General features: G+C 33.9%; 23 protein-coding genes. 7 read left to right on the top strand and 16 right to left on the bottom strand.

Annotated features, from left to right (window positions below):
* Position 1: 1 nt before the first annotated feature.
* From AOG54_RS09140 to AOG54_RS09125, 4 genes are all read right to left on the bottom strand, one after another.
* Positions 2-895 (bottom strand): coiled-coil protein, encoded by an 894-nt coding sequence (locus AOG54_RS09140; RefSeq protein ID WP_055032637.1) that lies wholly within the window; start codon positions 893-895, stop codon positions 2-4.
* A 212-nt stretch (positions 896-1,107) separates the two neighbouring features.
* Positions 1,108-2,058, bottom strand: a complete 951-nt coding sequence (locus AOG54_RS09135; RefSeq protein ID WP_048102130.1) for a cobalamin biosynthesis protein — start codon at positions 2,056-2,058, stop codon at positions 1,108-1,110.
* Positions 2,055-3,485: a cobyric acid synthase gene (locus AOG54_RS09130; protein ID WP_236689105.1), complete on the bottom strand. Its 1,431-nt coding sequence runs from the start codon at positions 3,483-3,485 to the stop codon at positions 2,055-2,057. Before AOG54_RS09130 ends, AOG54_RS09135 begins: the two co-directional genes overlap by 4 nt.
* Positions 3,469-4,500, bottom strand: a complete 1,032-nt coding sequence (locus AOG54_RS09125; RefSeq protein ID WP_162200889.1) for an aminotransferase class I/II-fold pyridoxal phosphate-dependent enzyme — start codon at positions 4,498-4,500, stop codon at positions 3,469-3,471. Before AOG54_RS09125 ends, AOG54_RS09130 begins: the two co-directional genes overlap by 17 nt.
* 179 nt (positions 4,501-4,679) lie before the next feature.
* On the opposite strand from AOG54_RS09125, the gene AOG54_RS09120 reads away from it, so the two are divergent.
* Entirely contained in the window at positions 4,680-5,687 is a 1,008-nt protein-coding gene (locus tag AOG54_RS09120; RefSeq protein ID WP_048102128.1) for a nicotinate-nucleotide--dimethylbenzimidazole phosphoribosyltransferase, read from the top strand.
* On the opposite strand, the gene sppA is transcribed toward AOG54_RS09120, so the two are convergent.
* Positions 5,682-6,413, bottom strand: a complete 732-nt coding sequence (sppA, locus tag AOG54_RS09115) for a signal peptide peptidase SppA (protein ID WP_048102127.1) — start codon at positions 6,411-6,413, stop codon at positions 5,682-5,684. The genes AOG54_RS09120 and sppA overlap by 6 nt on opposite strands.
* Positions 6,414-6,475: 62 nt before the next feature.
* Positions 6,476-7,120, bottom strand: a complete 645-nt coding sequence (gene pyrF / locus AOG54_RS09110; RefSeq protein ID WP_052656838.1) for an orotidine-5'-phosphate decarboxylase — start codon at positions 7,118-7,120, stop codon at positions 6,476-6,478.
* Positions 7,121-7,198: 78 nt separating this feature from the next.
* On the opposite strand from pyrF, the gene pyrE reads away from it, so the two are divergent.
* A complete protein-coding gene (pyrE, locus tag AOG54_RS09105) occupies positions 7,199-7,702 on the top strand; it encodes an orotate phosphoribosyltransferase (RefSeq protein ID WP_052656837.1) in 504 nt (167 codons plus the stop codon).
* Here the strand turns inward: pyrE and AOG54_RS09100 are convergent.
* The 7 genes from AOG54_RS09100 to AOG54_RS09070 are packed head-to-tail and all read right to left on the bottom strand — an operon-like array spanning position 7,694 to position 12,030.
* The gene (locus AOG54_RS09100) at positions 7,694-8,350 is read right to left on the bottom strand and encodes a translation initiation factor IF-6 (protein ID WP_048102126.1); all 657 of its coding nucleotides are present in this window, start codon (positions 8,348-8,350) and stop codon (positions 7,694-7,696) included. The genes pyrE and AOG54_RS09100 overlap by 9 nt on opposite strands.
* A gap of 11 nt (positions 8,351-8,361) precedes the next feature.
* Positions 8,362-8,634 carry a 50S ribosomal protein L31e gene (locus AOG54_RS09095; RefSeq protein WP_048102125.1) on the bottom strand — a complete coding sequence of 91 codons (273 nt, stop codon included), beginning with the start codon at positions 8,632-8,634 and terminating at the stop codon, positions 8,362-8,364.
* Positions 8,635-8,644: 10 nt separating this feature from the next.
* Positions 8,645-8,800 (bottom strand): 50S ribosomal protein L39e, encoded by a 156-nt coding sequence (locus AOG54_RS09090; RefSeq protein ID WP_048102195.1) that lies wholly within the window; start codon positions 8,798-8,800, stop codon positions 8,645-8,647.
* Positions 8,801-8,802: 2 nt separating this feature from the next.
* Positions 8,803-9,147, bottom strand: coding sequence for a DNA-binding protein (locus tag AOG54_RS09085; protein WP_048102124.1), 345 nt, complete (start codon positions 9,145-9,147; stop codon positions 8,803-8,805).
* A gap of 45 nt (positions 9,148-9,192) precedes the next feature.
* A complete protein-coding gene (locus AOG54_RS09080; RefSeq protein WP_048102123.1) occupies positions 9,193-9,642 on the bottom strand; it encodes a 30S ribosomal protein S19e in 450 nt (149 codons plus the stop codon).
* 31 nt (positions 9,643-9,673) lie between these two features.
* Positions 9,674-11,263 carry a hypothetical protein gene (locus AOG54_RS09075; protein WP_048102122.1) on the bottom strand — a complete coding sequence of 530 codons (1,590 nt, stop codon included), beginning with the start codon at positions 11,261-11,263 and terminating at the stop codon, positions 9,674-9,676.
* Positions 11,263-12,030: an ABC transporter ATP-binding protein gene (locus tag AOG54_RS09070; RefSeq protein WP_048102121.1), complete on the bottom strand. Its 768-nt coding sequence runs from the start codon at positions 12,028-12,030 to the stop codon at positions 11,263-11,265. Before AOG54_RS09070 ends, AOG54_RS09075 begins: the two co-directional genes overlap by 1 nt.
* Before the next feature lie 320 nt (positions 12,031-12,350).
* On the opposite strand from AOG54_RS09070, the gene tmk reads away from it, so the two are divergent.
* Positions 12,351-12,974: a dTMP kinase gene (gene tmk, locus AOG54_RS09065; protein WP_052656835.1), complete on the top strand. Its 624-nt coding sequence runs from the start codon at positions 12,351-12,353 to the stop codon at positions 12,972-12,974.
* A 2-nt stretch (positions 12,975-12,976) separates the two neighbouring features.
* On the opposite strand, the gene map is transcribed toward tmk, so the two are convergent.
* Positions 12,977-13,852: a type II methionyl aminopeptidase gene (gene map / locus AOG54_RS09060; protein WP_054964528.1), complete on the bottom strand. Its 876-nt coding sequence runs from the start codon at positions 13,850-13,852 to the stop codon at positions 12,977-12,979.
* Positions 13,853-14,043: 191 nt separating this feature from the next.
* On the opposite strand from map, the gene AOG54_RS09055 reads away from it, so the two are divergent.
* Positions 14,044-14,814 (top strand): HesA/MoeB/ThiF family protein, encoded by a 771-nt coding sequence (locus tag AOG54_RS09055; RefSeq protein WP_054964527.1) that lies wholly within the window; start codon positions 14,044-14,046, stop codon positions 14,812-14,814.
* On the opposite strand, the gene AOG54_RS09050 is transcribed toward AOG54_RS09055, so the two are convergent.
* Complete coding sequence (locus tag AOG54_RS09050; RefSeq protein ID WP_054964526.1) at positions 14,809-15,582, bottom strand: sulfite exporter TauE/SafE family protein; 774 nt, start codon at positions 15,580-15,582, stop codon at positions 14,809-14,811. The two genes, AOG54_RS09055 and AOG54_RS09050, sit on opposite strands and share 6 nt — an antisense overlap.
* Positions 15,583-15,673: 91 nt before the next feature.
* Here AOG54_RS09050 and AOG54_RS09045 point away from each other — a divergent pair, with 91 nt between their 5' ends.
* Positions 15,674-16,153 (top strand): NOB1 family endonuclease, encoded by a 480-nt coding sequence (locus AOG54_RS09045; protein ID WP_231563440.1) that lies wholly within the window; start codon positions 15,674-15,676, stop codon positions 16,151-16,153.
* On the opposite strand, the gene AOG54_RS09040 is transcribed toward AOG54_RS09045, so the two are convergent.
* Positions 16,148-16,723, bottom strand: a complete 576-nt coding sequence (locus AOG54_RS09040; RefSeq protein WP_055032635.1) for a hypothetical protein — start codon at positions 16,721-16,723, stop codon at positions 16,148-16,150. The genes AOG54_RS09045 and AOG54_RS09040 overlap by 6 nt on opposite strands.
* A gap of 165 nt (positions 16,724-16,888) precedes the next feature.
* Between AOG54_RS09040 and AOG54_RS09035 the strand changes: the two genes are divergently transcribed.
* Together AOG54_RS09035 and AOG54_RS09030 are read left to right on the top strand one after the other, a co-directional pair.
* On the top strand, positions 16,889-17,377 hold the full coding sequence (locus AOG54_RS09035; protein ID WP_048102115.1) for an acyl-CoA thioesterase: 489 nt from the start codon (positions 16,889-16,891) through the stop codon (positions 17,375-17,377).
* A gap of 4 nt (positions 17,378-17,381) precedes the next feature.
* Positions 17,382-17,756: hypothetical protein (locus AOG54_RS09030; protein WP_055032642.1), on the top strand; the 375-nt coding region annotated here is incomplete at its 3' end.

Raw genomic sequence — 17,756 nt, 5'->3', positions numbered from 1 at the left:
ATTACAGGAAACCAGCCTTTTGCAAAATTAAAAGATCCTCTGTGGTAAGCTGCTCTCCAGCCTTAAACTTCTCATAAAGCTCTGAGGCCTTTTCCTGAAGTTCAGATTCCTTTTCCTTCTTTTTGCTAACCTTTGTTTTATTTTTTATGGCATATATGGCCTTTTCCAGATCCCTTAAATCGTTCTTTGCCTTTATAAATGCGGCATGCTCCTTTTCTGATTCCTGACTGTATTTTACAAATAGTTCATGGTTCTCATCTGCTGTATGGCGTACCTCATCAAGCTCCTGAAGCATGGTATTGATCTCATCACTTAATTTCGAGATCTTTTCTGACATTTCCTCTATCTGCTTTTTATACTGCTCTCCAAGTGCTCTTTCCTCATTAATTTTATCAGTTAGCTCCTTTATGTCCTTATTTTTTAATAGTTCCTCCTCCCTGTTTGCCTTGGCCTTCCTGATTTCATTGTTAAGTCTTCTTATTTCCACTATAATTTTATTTTCTTCCTCCTTTGTAAGCTCTGTTGTCTGCTGCCTTTTTTCAAGATACTGGAGTTCCTTTTCCTTGGCCTTAATATCCTTAATATCCTTAATATCCAGTCCGGACGCTTCCCCGCTTTTAATTTCCCTGAGCTTCTTTTTAAGTTCTGATAGATTTTTATAATGCTCCTCCTTTTCTTCCCTTAAGGTTTTGATCTTCTCAATAAGGTCGTTTTTTTCAGCGATCTTAGCCTTGGCCTGCTCCCTCATTTCATGGGTTTTCTGATTAAGTTCGTCCCGGATCTTGGCATATTTTTGCGCCTGTGCATTAGCCTCATCTCGCTTTTTAATGTGTGATTCAACCTCTTCCCGGATTGATTCTCTCTTTGTTTCAAAATCTTCTAAAAGATCGGTCATGATAACACTTCGACAGTCTTTTTACTGCAAGATTATTTTAAACATCTTACAGTTCCAAGATTTGTATTTAAAAAGACTATATAAGTATTCCTATAATTAACTTCATTAATACACATTTAAATGCAAAATCTGTTATCACGAATATCCTTATTTATCCCAATATTTAAATTTATATTAATCTTATAATAAAAATATGAATTAATATAAAACCTCTAAATTATTAAAACTATCCCGGCAAGATACAAAATATAGATTATTATGCACGCAAAAACTAAGGATATTAAACTTGATAAATAATAAATTTTCAGTGCCCTTTTAATATCGTTGATATTGGGTTCCCTGCCAGATTCATTTATAATATACTCACCAACCTTTTCAAGCCTCACGTTTAATATTCCAGCCATTGAATTTATACTAAATCCGGCATTAACACTATCTGTTGAATTAATACCGGTTCTGAATTTTGATTTATAGCCAAGAATCATTGAGCTAATGAAAAAGATAATACACGAAAGCCTTGCAGGTATGTAGTTAATAATTGTGTCTGCTAGTGCAGTAAAATATCCAAATTTAATATTTTTTTTATCCTTATATGCCACCATTGAATCCATAGTATTTATGGCCCTGCATGCCAGTGCACCGGCCAGCCCGGTAAATGAGTAAAAAAAAATTGGGGTGAGGTAACCATCAACAAAGCCCTCGGCTATTGTTTCTATAGCGGCCGATGATATAAGACCCGGTGTCATATTCTCGGTACTGCGCCTGACAACAAGTGATGTACTTCTCCTGGCCATGTCAATATTGTTTAATTCCAGTGCATGAATAATTTTTAATATATGGTCATGCATGGATTTTACCGAAAATGTGGACTTCAAAATATAGATGGAAATTAAAAGATAAATTAAGATTGCATAGGGATTATTGAGGCGAAATATTAGAAATAGGATTGCTGAGGGAATTACATATAAAATAATGATAAATAAAAGAAATAAAAGCCCTGCAATTCTTTTCTGGCTTATTTTTCTAAAATAAATGGATGTAAAATCAATGATTTTTCCCAGAATCACAACCGGATGTATTTTTAATGGTGGTTCGCCAAGAAAAATATCATATATATAAGAAAATATCAGAATAATAATTGGAAACAATATAATTAGTGTCATAATATCAGTTCTTTAAGATATTTTTCATTTATGCCTGAAATTATGGACCTTGATATTGTATCTATGTTATTATTTAGTATGGAGTTATAATTCTGGAATTTTAATCCAAATAGATACTCCAGGAATTCAGTGTTTTCAAAGATCCCATGTATGTTTGTTCCAATTACGTTCTTATTGATTGAGCCCTCATAGCCCCCGCACAATTCATTTAAAGGGGCATCATTTTGATCATAAACTGATCCAAAATGTATTTCATATCCATTAAAAAATGATGTATTACCAAATAGTTTGGAATTTAGCCTGTATGTTACACCACGTGCAGTTTTCTTTTCATTGTAGTATGTTACAGCATCCAGTAAATTGAGACCGGTATATTCTGTTTGTTCTGATTCTATTCTATGTGGGTCCATTATTTTATTTCCAAGCATCTGGTATCCACCACATATGCCTATTATTATTGATTTTCCTGACATCTCCATTATTTTTTCATATATGCCATGATTTTTAATATATTCAAGGTCAGAGTATACAAGTTTCGATCCTGGCAGGACTATTATTTTTGCATCCAGAATATCATCAACATTATTTTTGTCAACATAATTATAACCTATACCAAATAAATATAATGGATCAAAATCGCTATAATTTTCCATGTGTGGATATTTTATTATGGCCACATTTCTGCTGTAAAGTTTTGAATTATTATAATTCATGGAATCCTCTCCTGGAAGATTTATGTTTGTATATTTAACTATGCCAATAATTTTTTTCCCGGTAAGTTCCTCTATTTTATTTATGCCTGTTTCAAGTATTGATGTATCACCCCGCATCTTATTTATTATTATATATTTTAATAGATCAGGTCTCTCCATTAATTTTACTGTACCATAAATGGAGGCAAAAACGCCACCGCGGTCTATGTCGGCAACAAGTATTGCAGGCGTGTTATAGATACCTGAAACAAAGGTATTGGCAAAATCACTGCCAAACATGTTAATCTCCGCGGGTGATCCGGCACCCTCGGCTATAATAATATCATAATGTTCAAGCAGATAGTCAAGGGATTTTTTAATAACATCCGGGGCATGCATTTTAAGATAATTAAAATATTCATTTAGTGGCATGGAACCTTTCGATTTTCCAAGTTCTATTAACTGTGATTTTCCTGAACCCTCTGGCTTAAGTATATACGGATTCATATGGACGTCTGGTTCAGTCCTTGCGGCCAGCGCCTGCAACCACTGAGCACGGGATATTTCCCCATCATTTCTTATGGATATTGAATTTAATGACATGTTTACAGCTTTAAATGGTGCGACTCTAAAGCCCAGGTCAGAGTAGTATCTGCATAGAGCCATGGCCACAGTGGTCTTACCTGAATCCGATGTTGTGCCAAGAACCTGTATTATTTTACTTATATAAATCACCCATGTATTCCTTTATCTTTGATATTAGCCTAACATTTTTATTCCTCCGTTTAACAGAAATTCTAATATAATTTGTTCCAAATTCCTTATAATCATCAAGAATCCTTATTAATATGCCGTTTGATTTTAAAAATTTATCAAGATCAAGTGTATTTATATGTTCGGGGGCCTTAAATGTTATATAATTTGCAACCGGTTTTCCAACAGGAGTGAAACCAAGCCCCAGCATCCTTTTAATAATATAATTTCTCTCAAGCGTAACCATCTCTGGAAGTCCTGCCAGATTATTATAATTAATTTTAGATATATATTTAAGTGATGCAGAGGACATACGCCATGGATCAAAATCATGTTCCATCATGATGATATTTTCAGGGGCTGATGCCACATAGGCGATTCTAAGACCGGGAATTGAAAAAGCCTTTGTTAATGACCTGCACACAAATAGATTGCCATATTTATTAATCAATGAAATTTCATTTAACGGCCTTTTTTCTGAAAAATATATAAATGATTCATCAAGAAAAACACGGGCGTTTTTTAACAAACTTATATTTAATATTGCATTCATAACATTGGCTTCCATTAATTCTCCGGTTGGGCTTGATGGATACACAATAAATATTGAGTTAAAATTATAATTTTTTAAAATGTATGGATTTTTTTGAATCACATATAAAGGAATCTCAACTTTTTTGGAGTTTGATCTTGCATATAAATATTCATTGAATGTGGGGGTTATAATAATTATATTGCCTGATGAAAGCAGCATAATTCTATGGATAAAATATGTCAATCCTGGGACAATTAATATATTATCTTTTTTAAATTCCCCTCCTGATATGTAATTTTTATAATATTCATAATCTGTGTCAGGATAATTTTCAATGCATTCCCTACCCATGGTAATCTCGGGTAATTTAATAAAATCATTCATGCTAGAGGAAAAATCAATGATTGATTTTATGTTAAAACCGTTTTCCCTTGCAGTTTCATGGACCCTGCCACCGTGCATCATTGTTAATATTTATTAAATTATTTAATTTTATTATAAATGAAATGCCTTATAATATTAATGTATAAAATTTAACTTTATAATAACTGCATCTAAATTTTTGGGTCCTAAAAATTCATTTTAGTTTTATTACAATTTTTTTCAGGAAAAGTTTATGGTAAGGAATGCATAAAAAATGCATGATTATTCAGGGAAACAGCATAATAAATAAAATTGATAGAAATGATGATATAATATATGTTTTGCTTGCCGGTAGCACAGAGATATCAAAAATTCCGGGAATATCTGCCGCAGGTGAAAACTCTGAGCTCACGTTTTTGACACCGGTTCTTGATTCAGAGATTATATATTCTGGAAAATGCATTTCCTATGATGTTATACCAATGACCGAAAACGGTATACCCACACCGTCAATAATAACAAGGGCGGCAAATTTGGTTTCGGGTGTTGATATTTTGATAGTTGATGCTGGATTTTATGAATCACCAAAGATTCCATATTTACATACAAAACTTGGGCCTGCAAATGACCCAAGAAAACAGGAGGCACTTACCAAATATGATGTGGCAGTTGAAACAGGCAGGTATATTGGCAGGATGCTGGATAAAAAATATAAGTATATTGTTCTTGCTGAAAGCGTTCCCGGCGGGACAACAACAGCATACATGGTTCTTAGATCGCTTGGTTATGATTATATGACCAGCAGTTCAATGAAATCCGGGCCTGATCAGTTAAAGAGGAAGGTTGCAGATGAGGCCTTTCAGCGATATAAACCTGTTAATAATGCAATGGATTCAATGATACAGTATGGTGATTACATGATGGCACTTGCCACAGGCATATCAGGGGCTGTAAGAAATTCAACAATAATGTATGCCGGAGGCACACAGATGGCGTGCGTTTATCTCCTTGATAAAATAATAAACAAATCTCATGAGAAAAGATATATATTTACAACAGGTTATATAATTAATGACCGTGGCGATTTATTAAGTGATATTGCAGGCGGTAACATAATATATGCAAAAACCAATTTTTCCGGAATACAGGGTCTTGATTATTATGAACAGGGATATGTTAAGGAAGGTACCGGTTTTGGTGCTGCCTTTGGAATTGCATATGTTATAAATAAAAATGAAAATTTAATATATGATGAGATCAAAAAGGTGTATAATTCATTTTTATGAGATCCTGTTTTTAAAAAATTCGCTAAAAAATGAATCGGTGGACATTGAGATAAATCTGGATATTATACCACCGCGTGGGGTTAAATCCTTAATGCCAATACCAGATTTGATTCTGTTTTTCATATCGTTTATACATGCCTCCGTATCACCTATCTCATCTATTAAGGATAATTCCTTTGCCCTTGATGATGAAAATACAAGACCGGTGGCAACATCATCTATATTTTTGATGTTTCTTCTTGATTTAACCTCATCCCTGAACCTTTTAAAAACGTCCTGCATTATTTCATAGTATATGTTTTGTTCCTCATCTGTCATGGGCCTGAATGGCGAGTTCATATCCTTATATTTTCCTATTTTTGTTATCCTTGGCCTAATACCGGCAGCACTTAGGAACTCGGATACATCTGCTGATATGCTTATAACACCTATGGATCCAACTATTGATGTGGGCATGGCAAAAATTTTTTCAGATGCGCACGCAAGCCAGTAGGCACCAGAGGCGCCAGTCCCAAGAATTGATGAATAAACAGGTTTTTTTTCTGCTATTTTTCTTAGCTTATTATAAATTATTTCTGTTGAATTTGCATCCCCGCCACCGGAATTAATTATGAGAATCAAACCCCTAACCTTGTTTTTATTATACACATAATCCAGTACCGGCATTATTCTGGAAACCATATTCTGATTTATTGTTCCGTTTATATTTAATGTTGCAATGTACATAATCAATTAATGAACATAACATATTAAATTTATTGTTAAAATGTTTTATATATTTTTAATTCTCATAATTTTGTGGCCTCATCATTAAATTTTTTTATGGCCCCAATGGGATCTGGAGAATCATATATTGATCTGCCTATAATAATATAATCTGCGCCCGCCATAATTGCAGATATGATATTACCCCCCTGGGCCCCAACACCAGGTGCTATGATCTTAATATCCCCAGAAATATCCCTTATTTTTTTAAGCCTGTCCGGACGGTTTGCCGGAGCCACAAGCCCAAAAACTCCAGCCTTTAATGAATCATCCACGAGCTTATCATATACATTATCTATATATGATTCCTGGGACATTGAAACAACCGAAAAAACCTTCATCTGGCCTGCAGATTTTACAACCGCCCTTAATGATTTTATGCCTGTAAATGCATGTGATATAATACCCCATGCACCATACTGTGCAACCTTTTCTGTAATCAGTTTGTCGGTGTTTTCCACATCAGCCAGCTTAAAATCACATATTATCTTTGAATATTTTGAAAGCTCAGATATTATTTTTATGCCGTTTTCAAGTATGATTGGCCAGTTAACTTTTATGGCGAAAACCTGATCTGCCAGATTTTTAGCCAGCTCTATTCCAGTATCTCGGTCATACACATCCAGTGCAAAAATAATTTTGCTGTCTTCCATTGTTGGTAAGTCCATTAAGACATATTAAGGTTAATTGTATAAAAAGATTAAATTGTATAAAAAGATTAAAAATACATACTATAATAAACCTATATGGGAATCAGGGAAACGCTTCTGGAATCTGGAGCTGTTAAGTTTGGCTATTTTGTCCTCACATCAGGTAAAAAATCTGATTATTATGTTGACATTAAGGAGGCATCAACAAGGCCAGAAATACTTAATGCCATGGCAGATGCAATATCGTTAAAAATATCTGCAAAAAAGATTGCAGGCATGGAGCTTGGTGCTGTTCCAATACTTGTGGCCACCGCACTGAAAACTAAAATAGATTATGTAATAATAAGGAAGACTGAAAGAACTCATGGCACAAATAAGAGATGGATAGGAGAAATTAACAATGGGGAAAAAATAGATGTTATAGATGATGTTGCAACAACAGGCGGTTCTATTTTAAAATCTGTGGAGATATTAAGAAGCCATGGTGCTGTGGTGGAAAATGCCATATGTGTTGTTGACCGTGAGGAGGGCGCAAAAGAATTTTTAAAAGAAAACGGTATAAATCTAATACCTGTTATAACTGTATCTCAACTAAGATAGTGTATCATCTATTCTTCCTATTTCTATTGATGTTGTTGCATTTCCAACAAGTATTCCACTGGAATTGGTTATAATGGATGCACCTATATAATAGCTTCCAAAATTGGCTGTTCCGGTGTTTACATTAACCCCAAAAAGATCTTTAAGTTTTTGTATTTCATCCTCACTGGATTCTGGGGATACAAGCATGCCCTTATCATTTAATACGGCAACAGCCCCAACAGTTTTAACCCCTGCAATTGTCGATTTTATAACCTCAACACCAAGTGTATCCTCAATCGCTTTTTCTGAGGATTCTGTAAATGATGGGTGTATTACCGCGGTTTTATCATTTGTAATTATGTTATTTCCAACGGCATTTAACCTGTCCTTTAAAAATAGTATATTTCTACCGTCAAGGTCAATACCCTGAAAATCTTCAGGCCCTGAAAGGCCTGACACAACTATGCCGTTTGAATTAAACGCAATCATTGTCCCAATAAGGCTAAAATTATTTATTATTATCCTCTTTGTTTCAACCTTAAGGGTATCCTGTATAACCTTTTCAATATCGTCATTCAGGTTTTTTGGGATAAATGCCATATCCTTAAATGATTTAACGTAAACGCCAATAAAATCACTGCCAAAAATTGATAATTTTTTAATCATAACTTTATATTTTATGGTAGGATGATTTCAGCGGTTCCATCCTCTAATTTTATTACCTTAAGGCTTATTTTTGTGGGTATGTGCTTTCTACCCCTGCTCCATAAGGCCTCATTAACCTTATTATCCACCCATATCATGCCCATATCAGATTTTGTGTATTTTGCAACCTGCTCCTTTATAATTTTAATTGCAGTGTCTGCCCTGCGGCTTCTGGATGAAAACCTTGCGGCCCTCAGGGATACATTTATTATCTGCTCATTTGTTAAATTCTGTTCCTCAACCATTATAAACACCTCAAAGCTTTAAATTGGACCTTCTCCAGTTTTTCCTTTTTGGGTTCTGTGTTACATGCCTGTCTGTTCTCAGCATGACCCAGCCAGGTACCCTTCTATTTGATTTTATTCTATTCATCAATCTTAACTTTTTGCCTAGTGGCTTATTTCTGCTCATTTTCATCTCCTCTCTATTTTTGTTTCATGCTGTGTGCCGGTTAATCTTAACAGGATGTTTTTTAACTCGGCATCGCTTATTACCCTGTTGATCCTGCCCATACTGGCAAGTTGAATTAACTGATTTTCGACATTATCAACAAGCTCGGGCTTAACAAGCCTCAATGTATTGAGCCTCTCCCTTGCCTCAGAAGAGAGTATCTGCCTCAATATTTGCTGCTTCCTTGCCTCCTCTTCCTGTGCCTGCCTCCGGCTCTCGCTTTCCATTGCCCTTTCCTGGGATTCTCTTTCGAGTTCGGCCAGTTTTCTTTGCCTTATTCGCTCCAGTTCATCATCGTCAGCAGACATTTACAACACCGGAATATAATATTATTATAACCTTGATAAATTTTATCATAAATATTTTTCTAGAACCTTGTTATTCTCAACAGCCTTTTTCATGGCGTCCCTTGATGCCTTATCAAGCAGTGCCTGGCCTGCCGGTGTGAGTACCCTGCCAGCCTTATCTTTTTTTAAATAGCCCATTGTCTCAAGGGCATGAAACATGTACCTTATAATGAACCTGCTGCTCTGTACAGGATGGTATCTTTTTGTACCCCTGTCCTGCCTGCTGCCATATTCCTGGCTCATCCTTGAAATTCCTATGTTCCCTTTTATATAAATTTTTCTTAGTATTGAGGCCAGTCTGGTATAATACCAGTCTGGCTGTGTCCATGATTTTTCCTTGCCCTTTCCATCCTTTAAGAACATAGTCCATTCTGGAATTTCAACATTCCTGGATTTAAATTCATTAACTATTTCCGAAATTAATGCCTCAGCTGGAACTTCCTTTACATTAACCATTTTATCACGATGTAGGTTTATTTATAAACTATTAATAATATTTTCGTATTTTAAATGTGCTGGTATTTAAAACTAATATTAATAATATAACAATATTAACAGGTAAATCCCAGTAAACATAATAATTAAGGGCGTGGGATACAAAATATGATAAGGCCATGCTTGAAACTACAGAAATTAATGCTATAATTATTGAAATAATAAAAAGCATGGCCATTGGGTATCTTCCAAATGAGTAATAATTAATGCTGGTAACCCCCTCTGGTAATTTTTTAATTAACCTTCTGATATTTATGGATAATATAACAAAAAACATAATAATAGCATTGGACCAGTCAAATATATATTCCAATATATGCCCGGGGGAGAAAATATCCATAACAAGCATATATATGGATATTAAAACAAAAAATATAATCATGCCAAATATTGTCTTATATTCTGATATTTGCCCTCTGCCAACAGGCAGCGAGTTTAAAATTTCTATGCCCTTTCCCTCAATAACAAGAAGGAATATTGAGTAAAATGCGGAGACTATAACTGTTAGATATATGATGGAAATAAAAATGCCCAGTGATATGCCACCGGTTTCCGGTTCAATGATTGCAAAGAAGAATGGGAGCACAAAAAGTATTGGCACAAATATGTATGTTAGATTTTGAATTTTTCTAAATGTTGTTTTAATATCCTTCTTTAAAAATGCAACATATAATTTATCCTTCTTTATGCCTGTTGATATTTTCTCAGAATTTTTCTGTTCCTCTGATGACATTAGCATATAGAAAAGTCTTCTTCTAATTTTATAATAGACAAAAATAAGAACGAATAAAAATATAAAAGATAATATAATTTCAAGAAACCTGATAATAAATCCGGATGAATAATTTAAATACACTATGTATTCAATGTTTATTGGAAATAAGAAATATTTTAAAACGGTGGGCAAACTGTTAAAAATAGTTGTCATTTCTGAAAAATAATTTGGATTTTCTAAAATTACATAGAATAATCCAAGAAGCAAAAATGTAAATGTGATTCTAATGAAATTCCTTATTGATGAATGTCTTGATGTCCTGGCACCCCTGTAAATAAATATAACTGTTGATATAATAAAACCAAGTATTAGTGACATAAACGAATAAAGTACACCAAGAACAATCGTCTGAATATCCCCTGTAAGTATGTAAAAATAAATTATTGATGGAACTATAACAAACATATATGACGATGAGTTATAAACAAACCATGAAATAAATGGAACGTTTTGATTTACAGTAACAGGAAGCGATTTTAATGGGGCCATGAGGTCATAGGCATATATTGTATTTATGAAATTTACAGAATTATAAATACCAAGCAAAAAAAGATAGGAAAACAATATGATTCCAAATGAGGCTATTGAATCTGGGCTCCTTTCACCAAAATACAATGAGTTAATTAAAAGTGAGAATAAAATAAATGTAAATGCATTCATTATATATGTGGATAGAATATTTCTAAAAAAATATCCCTGCTTATTTGCAGAATTTACCGCATTCTGAAATTTTGTTGTGTCCTTAACAGCCAGGTATCGCTGCTCCACTATAAGAAGCCTGCTTAGAAATAATTCAGTGTGCTTCATTATAAATCCTTCAATGAATTTAATAATGTATCAAGATCATTATCACCTGTCAATCTTAAAAATATTTCCTCAAGGTCCGTATTGTTTGATCCGGCCTCCTCCTTCAATTTTTCAAGAGATCCTGTACCTGCTATATTTCCGTTATAAAGTATTGATATTGTATCGCATACATTTTCTGCAATCTCCATAATATGCGTTGAGAATATTACCGTTCTTCCCTTGCTCGCAAAATCTCTTAAAAGCTCCTTTATTATTCTGGAAGACCTTGGGTCTAAACCATTCATACCCTCATCCATAACAAGAAGTTGCGGATCATGGATTAATGCAGAGATAATTGCAACCTTTTGTTTTGTACCAAATGATAATGACCCAATAAATTCATTCATATACTTTTCAATTTCAAGTGCTGATGAAAACGCATTTATGCGCTCCTTAAGAGTGGCGCTGTCTATATTAAAAACTGATCCTATAAAATTAAAAAATTCTATGGGTGTTAACGATTCATATAAAGCGGGGGTTTCCGGTATATATCCAAGAAACTTTTTAATACTGTCTGCACCGGTTACAGCATTTATTCCATTGACTGTAACAGACCCTGAGGTTGGAGGCAGGATCCCAGAGATTATTTTTAATAAAGTTGTCTTTCCCGATCCATTAGGGCCCAGTATGCCATAAATCTGACCGCCATCAATATCCAGTGTAATATTATTTATGGCCGTCGTATTTCCGTATTTTTTAACCAAATCCTTAATTTCTATAAAGCTCAATATGTTAAGTAAGCAAAAATATTATATATAATTTTACTGTTAAACTCTCTGGAGGCGTGAACGTTTAATTTATGAATCACCGTGATTAAGATTCCATGTGATGTATTTAACAATTAATAATGCGGGCAATTAAATACAAACCTTTGACCATTATAAGTTGTCCAGGAAATACAGAAAATTAGGCCATGAGGAGTTATGTTAAACCACTGTGGATGAATCAGGTATGCATAATAATGGTGGTCTGGCACCTCAATGGTTGAATAATTATTTTGACTTTTATTTTTCTAAATATTATTATACAGAATTATAATGAGGCTGCAATGTTTATTAACATAGAGGGCATCGATGGGTCTGGAAAAACAACGCTTGTAAATAATCTAAAAAATACATTTCCAGATTTTTATTACACGAGAGAACCAACAGATGGCTTTGACTATGCCGGTCTTGTACCCCTGGAAAATGAATATAACTCGATACTTGATTTTTTTCTGTTTACATATGATAGAATAAGGCATCAAAAGGAAATAAAGGAAAATATAAAAAATATAGTTATATCAGATAGATACATAGCGTCATCAATAGCCTATGAGGGGCCTCTAATAGAGAGATTTTTTTCAGGCATTGATGAAACAATTCAGTATCTTATGGATGTTTCAAGGCCTGTAAAATGCATGCCAGATGTGATTATTTATTTGGATGTAAAAATAGATACAGCATTGAAAAGAATAATAAATAATAGAAAAGTTTTAAAATACAGGGATGAGAAATTATCAGTTCTTGAGAAAAAAAATGTTCTGGGCTTTGTATCCACATATTATTTATATTTCCTCAAAAATATTAAAAAATTTACTGGCACGGATATAAGGGTCGAGTATATAGATGCAAACAGGCCTGAAAATATGGTTTTAAACGACACTATTAAAATAATAGAGAAATTATTATGATTTTATAATGTTGTTACTATTATCTCATCGTTTAAGATCATGATTGTATGCTCTGACTGTGCAATCATTGCCTTATTGTGTTCCTTTAACACGGGGAATCCGGAGATGTATCTGCTTAACATCATTTTTTTAATGTATTCCTTATAATCTGTTTTAATTTTTGCCAGCCATCTCTCAGCAAATGGAACTGTATTAAAATTTTTATATATTATCTCATTTTTGTCCCTGACCTTTGTATCATCGATTATATAAATATTTCCAAGCTGACCGTTATGTATTAATCCAAGCGCGGTGCTTGCAAATGGTTCTATGGCAATAACCTTCTCTGTTTTAATTGTTTCATCATTGCCATCATTATAGTTTGGTATAAATATTTCCGAGTGCAAATCATATCTGTTTATTCCATGACCACCAAGGTTTTTTACCGGCTTAAATCCGTATGATGTTATAACATTTTCTATTTCCTCACCTATTTTATAAATATTAACCATTGGCCTTAAGATTTTAATTGCAGCATTTAAGGCCTCCCTGGTTGAATCAATTAAATCTGAATAATTGCCGGTGTTGCCAACCTCAATGCTGGCTGCATTGTCTGATATATAACCGTCAATCATGGCTCCAAGATCAACCTTTACAAGATCGCCTGTTTTAAATTTCTTTTTATCGCCCTCGAATGGTGTGTAATGTGCGGCCTCATTATTTATTGACAAATTAACAGGAAAAGATGGTTCAGCACCATTATCCCTGATAAACTGCTCGGTTTTCTCTGCAACGTCATAAAAGAGTGCACCGGGTTCTATTAAGGTCTGCGCATATTCAAGTGCTTTCCTTCCGATTTTACCAGCCAGAAGCCACTTATTTTTAATCTCTGAATCCATAGTATCCTGTTTTTTATTTCAACATATATTATTAAGTTATCCAATTGATTGCATCTGTTTGGCCTTCCTATAATGCGGCATCACAAGTTTTAATCTTGTTACATTAGCCAACAGTTCAAGAGTATTATTAATATGACATTTAGGATAGAATTTGGAAAAGATTAAAAACTATTTAAATATTTTAAATTAAAATGAATCAGATGTACGCAAGGCAGGAGGCTTTAAAATTCATTGGCAGCACCGGACAGGGGCAACTGCTTCAGAAGACTGTGCTTGTAATTGGTCTCGGTGGAACAGGTAGTGCAGCAGCCAATCTATTTGCCCGGCTGGGTATAAAAAAGCTTATTATCATAGACAGGGATATCATAGAGATAAGCAATATCCATAGGCAGTTGCTTTATGATTATGATGATATTGGAAAGTACAAGGCAGAAACAGCATTTAAAAAAATTAAAAAAATCAATCCGTATCTTGATGTTGAGTATTATAATGAGACTTTTGATGCTTCAAAGGCATATCTGGTTGAGAAATCTGATCTTGTCTTTGATGGCACAGACAACATGACCACCAGATTTATTATAAATGATGCATGCATTAAATTTAACAAACCATGGATATTTACATCTGCAATTGAGATGTACGGGGAGATAAAGGCCATAATACCGGGAAGAACATCATGCTATGCATGCTATAATAATGATCCTGTTGAAATGCCATCATGTGCTGTTTCCGGAGTTTTAAGCCCGGTACCATCCGCAATTGCATCCATGGCCGTTACAATGGCAGTTAGGATAATGCTTGGAGGTTCTATTTCAGGGGACCTTTATTTTATTGATGCATTTAATACAGATATCACAAAAATAAATATTAAAAAAAATAAGGAGTGCAGGGCATGCAATTACAGGGATTTTAAATATCTTGGTGCATATTATTCTAACCTTGGAAAATCAATTTTATCATAATATTAATATTTTAATCAATTCACTGACAACCACTATTATAAACACCACACCAAGGAATCTGTAGATATACTTCTGGTCTATTTTATGGGCATAAATTGAAAAATAATAGCCTGAAATTAGGGCGATAACACCAATGATTATGGATGCCACATAATTTATATGCCCTATCCTGACATACCCAAGAGAACCCGACAGAGCGGATAAAAACATTGCAAGTGTGGCTGTTCCAACCATATCCTGGGCCCTCATGGAAAAAAGCAGTATTATTATAAGTATAAACATTATGCCACCGCTGGTTCCTATTACACCTGTAAGTATACCTATTGGTATGCTCAGTATAAATCCAAAAAGGAAGGAAAAGAACTTATTTAAATTCCATTTTTTTATTCCTTTTTTATTCATATTATATGATTTTCTAATGGAATAATACGCCATATATGCAGCCATGGCAGTAAATATAATTTCCAGTGGGATGACCGGCAGTATATGGGCAATATTCGATCCTATCTGCGCACCGATTACGGCACCTATTCCCAAAATTATTCCGGCTGCCACATTAATGGTTTTCTTCTTAAAATATACATAAATAACAATCGTTGTGGTTATGACATCAACAAGAAGACTGGCGCCTATTGAGGTTTTAAAATTTATGCCCATAAATGATAGGGCCGGAACTACAACTATAACACCGCTGCTGCCGGTTATACCTGTTAGTGCCCCAACTGCAATACCAATGATGATTAAAATTATGTAAAAAATTAGATCCATTATTTGACATTAAAAAATCATTAAAAATCTATTTGATTTACTGATAGGATTAAATACCAATATATTTATACATTTTAAAAAATATGGTACTGTGGAAAATAATATTTATTATGTAATTGATACCTCAGCAATTTTATCAGGAAAGATTAACATTGCAGCCGGAAATCTCATATTTCCTGAAAGTGTGATTAATGAAATTCAGCATGGAAATATTAAATATTTGATTGATTCCATGGAAAACATAAGGGTTTATAGACCAGAAGAGGGGTATCTTAACATTGTTAAGGAGGCATCCAAAAAAACAGGGGATTATAATGTATTAAGCAGCACTGATATGGATATAATTGCACTGGCATTGCAGTTTAATGCCATAATAATCACTGATGATTATGCAATACAGAACGTTGCATCAAGGCTTAAAATAAAATATTCTGGTGCATCCATAAATGAAATAAAAAGGGAAATAAGATGGTTATACCGGTGTACCGGATGCCATAAAATTTATAATGAGGACATTAAAGAATGCCCTGTATGCGGGCATAAACTTAAAAGATTTACAAAAAAATTATAGATTTAATATTTTTTCTATCCTGTCCAGGATTTCCCTTATGTTTTCCTTATATTTTGTAAATTCTGAATAAATTATGTTTAAAAGCGGGTCCCATTCTATTAAATTTTCAGGCGGTAACAGTTTAACATTATAATTTGTTAAAAAACCCTTAACAATTTTATTTTCAGGTTCATAATTTACCCGTATGCCTGTAAATTTATCCTGCAGTATATCAAGTACCTCATAAACCACAGGCTGTATAATAAAAAGATGCTCAAAATATTTTCGTGATATCTCAACATGTGCAAATATTTTACCCTTATTTTTATGCTCAAATAACCTTAAATGAAGTTCCCATGGAAATTTTATTATCCTTGAAAGGCTGAATTTTTCACCCTTATAAAAGCTTGGAGTGGCATCAGAGAAACCGGCCTCAATTAAATGCAATGCAATATTTTTTGTCTGTTCAACAGGATACAGAATTGAAAAAATACTCTCATTGCCTATGTCATTTTTATTAACCTCATATAACTTTCCACCGGATGTTTTAACACCCCTGGGATATTTTACCTGTAATGGAGATAAATCCATTTATGTGTATAGCTTTATTATTGATTAGTTTACCGTTTTTAATAACAGGTAATTTATAATATCCTATGTCCTAATACAATATTTTCCGTTTTAATGGTTAAATATAAGATAATTAGAATATGTTTAAAATGAATAAAATTATTAAATTGTCTGACATTTATAGGCATGAATGAAAAAACTGTTTCCGAATCAGAGTCTGAGATGAGCAGGCTTGTTTTACCTGAGGATACTAATTCATTTGGAAATCTTTATGGTGGAAGGCTTGTGGAATGGATGGATAACATAGCAAGCATCACGGCATTTAAGCATGCAAGGTCAAAGGTTGTTACAGGCAGCATTGACAGCCTTTTCTTTTTATCACCTGTAAAACTTGGATATATAGTAAACATACATTCCAGAATTACCTATGTAACAAGATCCACCATGGAGGTGGAAATAACGGTGAAATCTGAGAACGTTGAAACTGCTGAGAATAAAATTACAACCAGGGCCTATTTTACCTATGTTGCCATAGATGACAGCGGGCATTCCATAGAGATTCCGGGGCTCAAAATTCAGGGTCCTGATGAGGAAAGGAGGTACCATGAGGGTGAATTAAGAAATAAGATGAGAATAGAACTATTGGAGGAGGCAAGAAAAAATTTGAACAAGTGATATCATGAATGGAAGCATATATGAAAGAGAGCTTTTAAACATACTTTCAGGAAATATTAAAACCATAGAAAAGATTGGTAAAAATCTTGATCCTGTTTCAAGGGATATTCTGTATTCATTAATATCAAAACCTTTCTATGTTTCCAGAACAGCAGGTTCATTTGGTGCAGATCTTATCTCCTTAAGGGATGATTACTCCATGGTTATTGAGGTAAAATCCTCCGAGAGGGAACAGCTTACGTTTAGTGAATCATCCGGAGTGAAACAGGAACAGGCCATAAAATTAAATAACAGGTGCATAAATTCTGGACTTTTCATTACATATGCATACAGATTAAAGGGGGTAAAGGGAGACCCATGGAGATTTTTCTCAATAGAA

Origin of the sequence: Acidiplasma aeolicum (assembly GCF_001402945.1) — an archaeon.
GTDB classification, from domain to species: Archaea; Thermoplasmatota; Thermoplasmata; order Thermoplasmatales; family Thermoplasmataceae; genus Acidiplasma; species Acidiplasma aeolicum.
The sequence above is the reverse complement of the archived record's forward strand: the minus strand, read 5'-3'. Positions and strand labels throughout refer to the sequence as shown.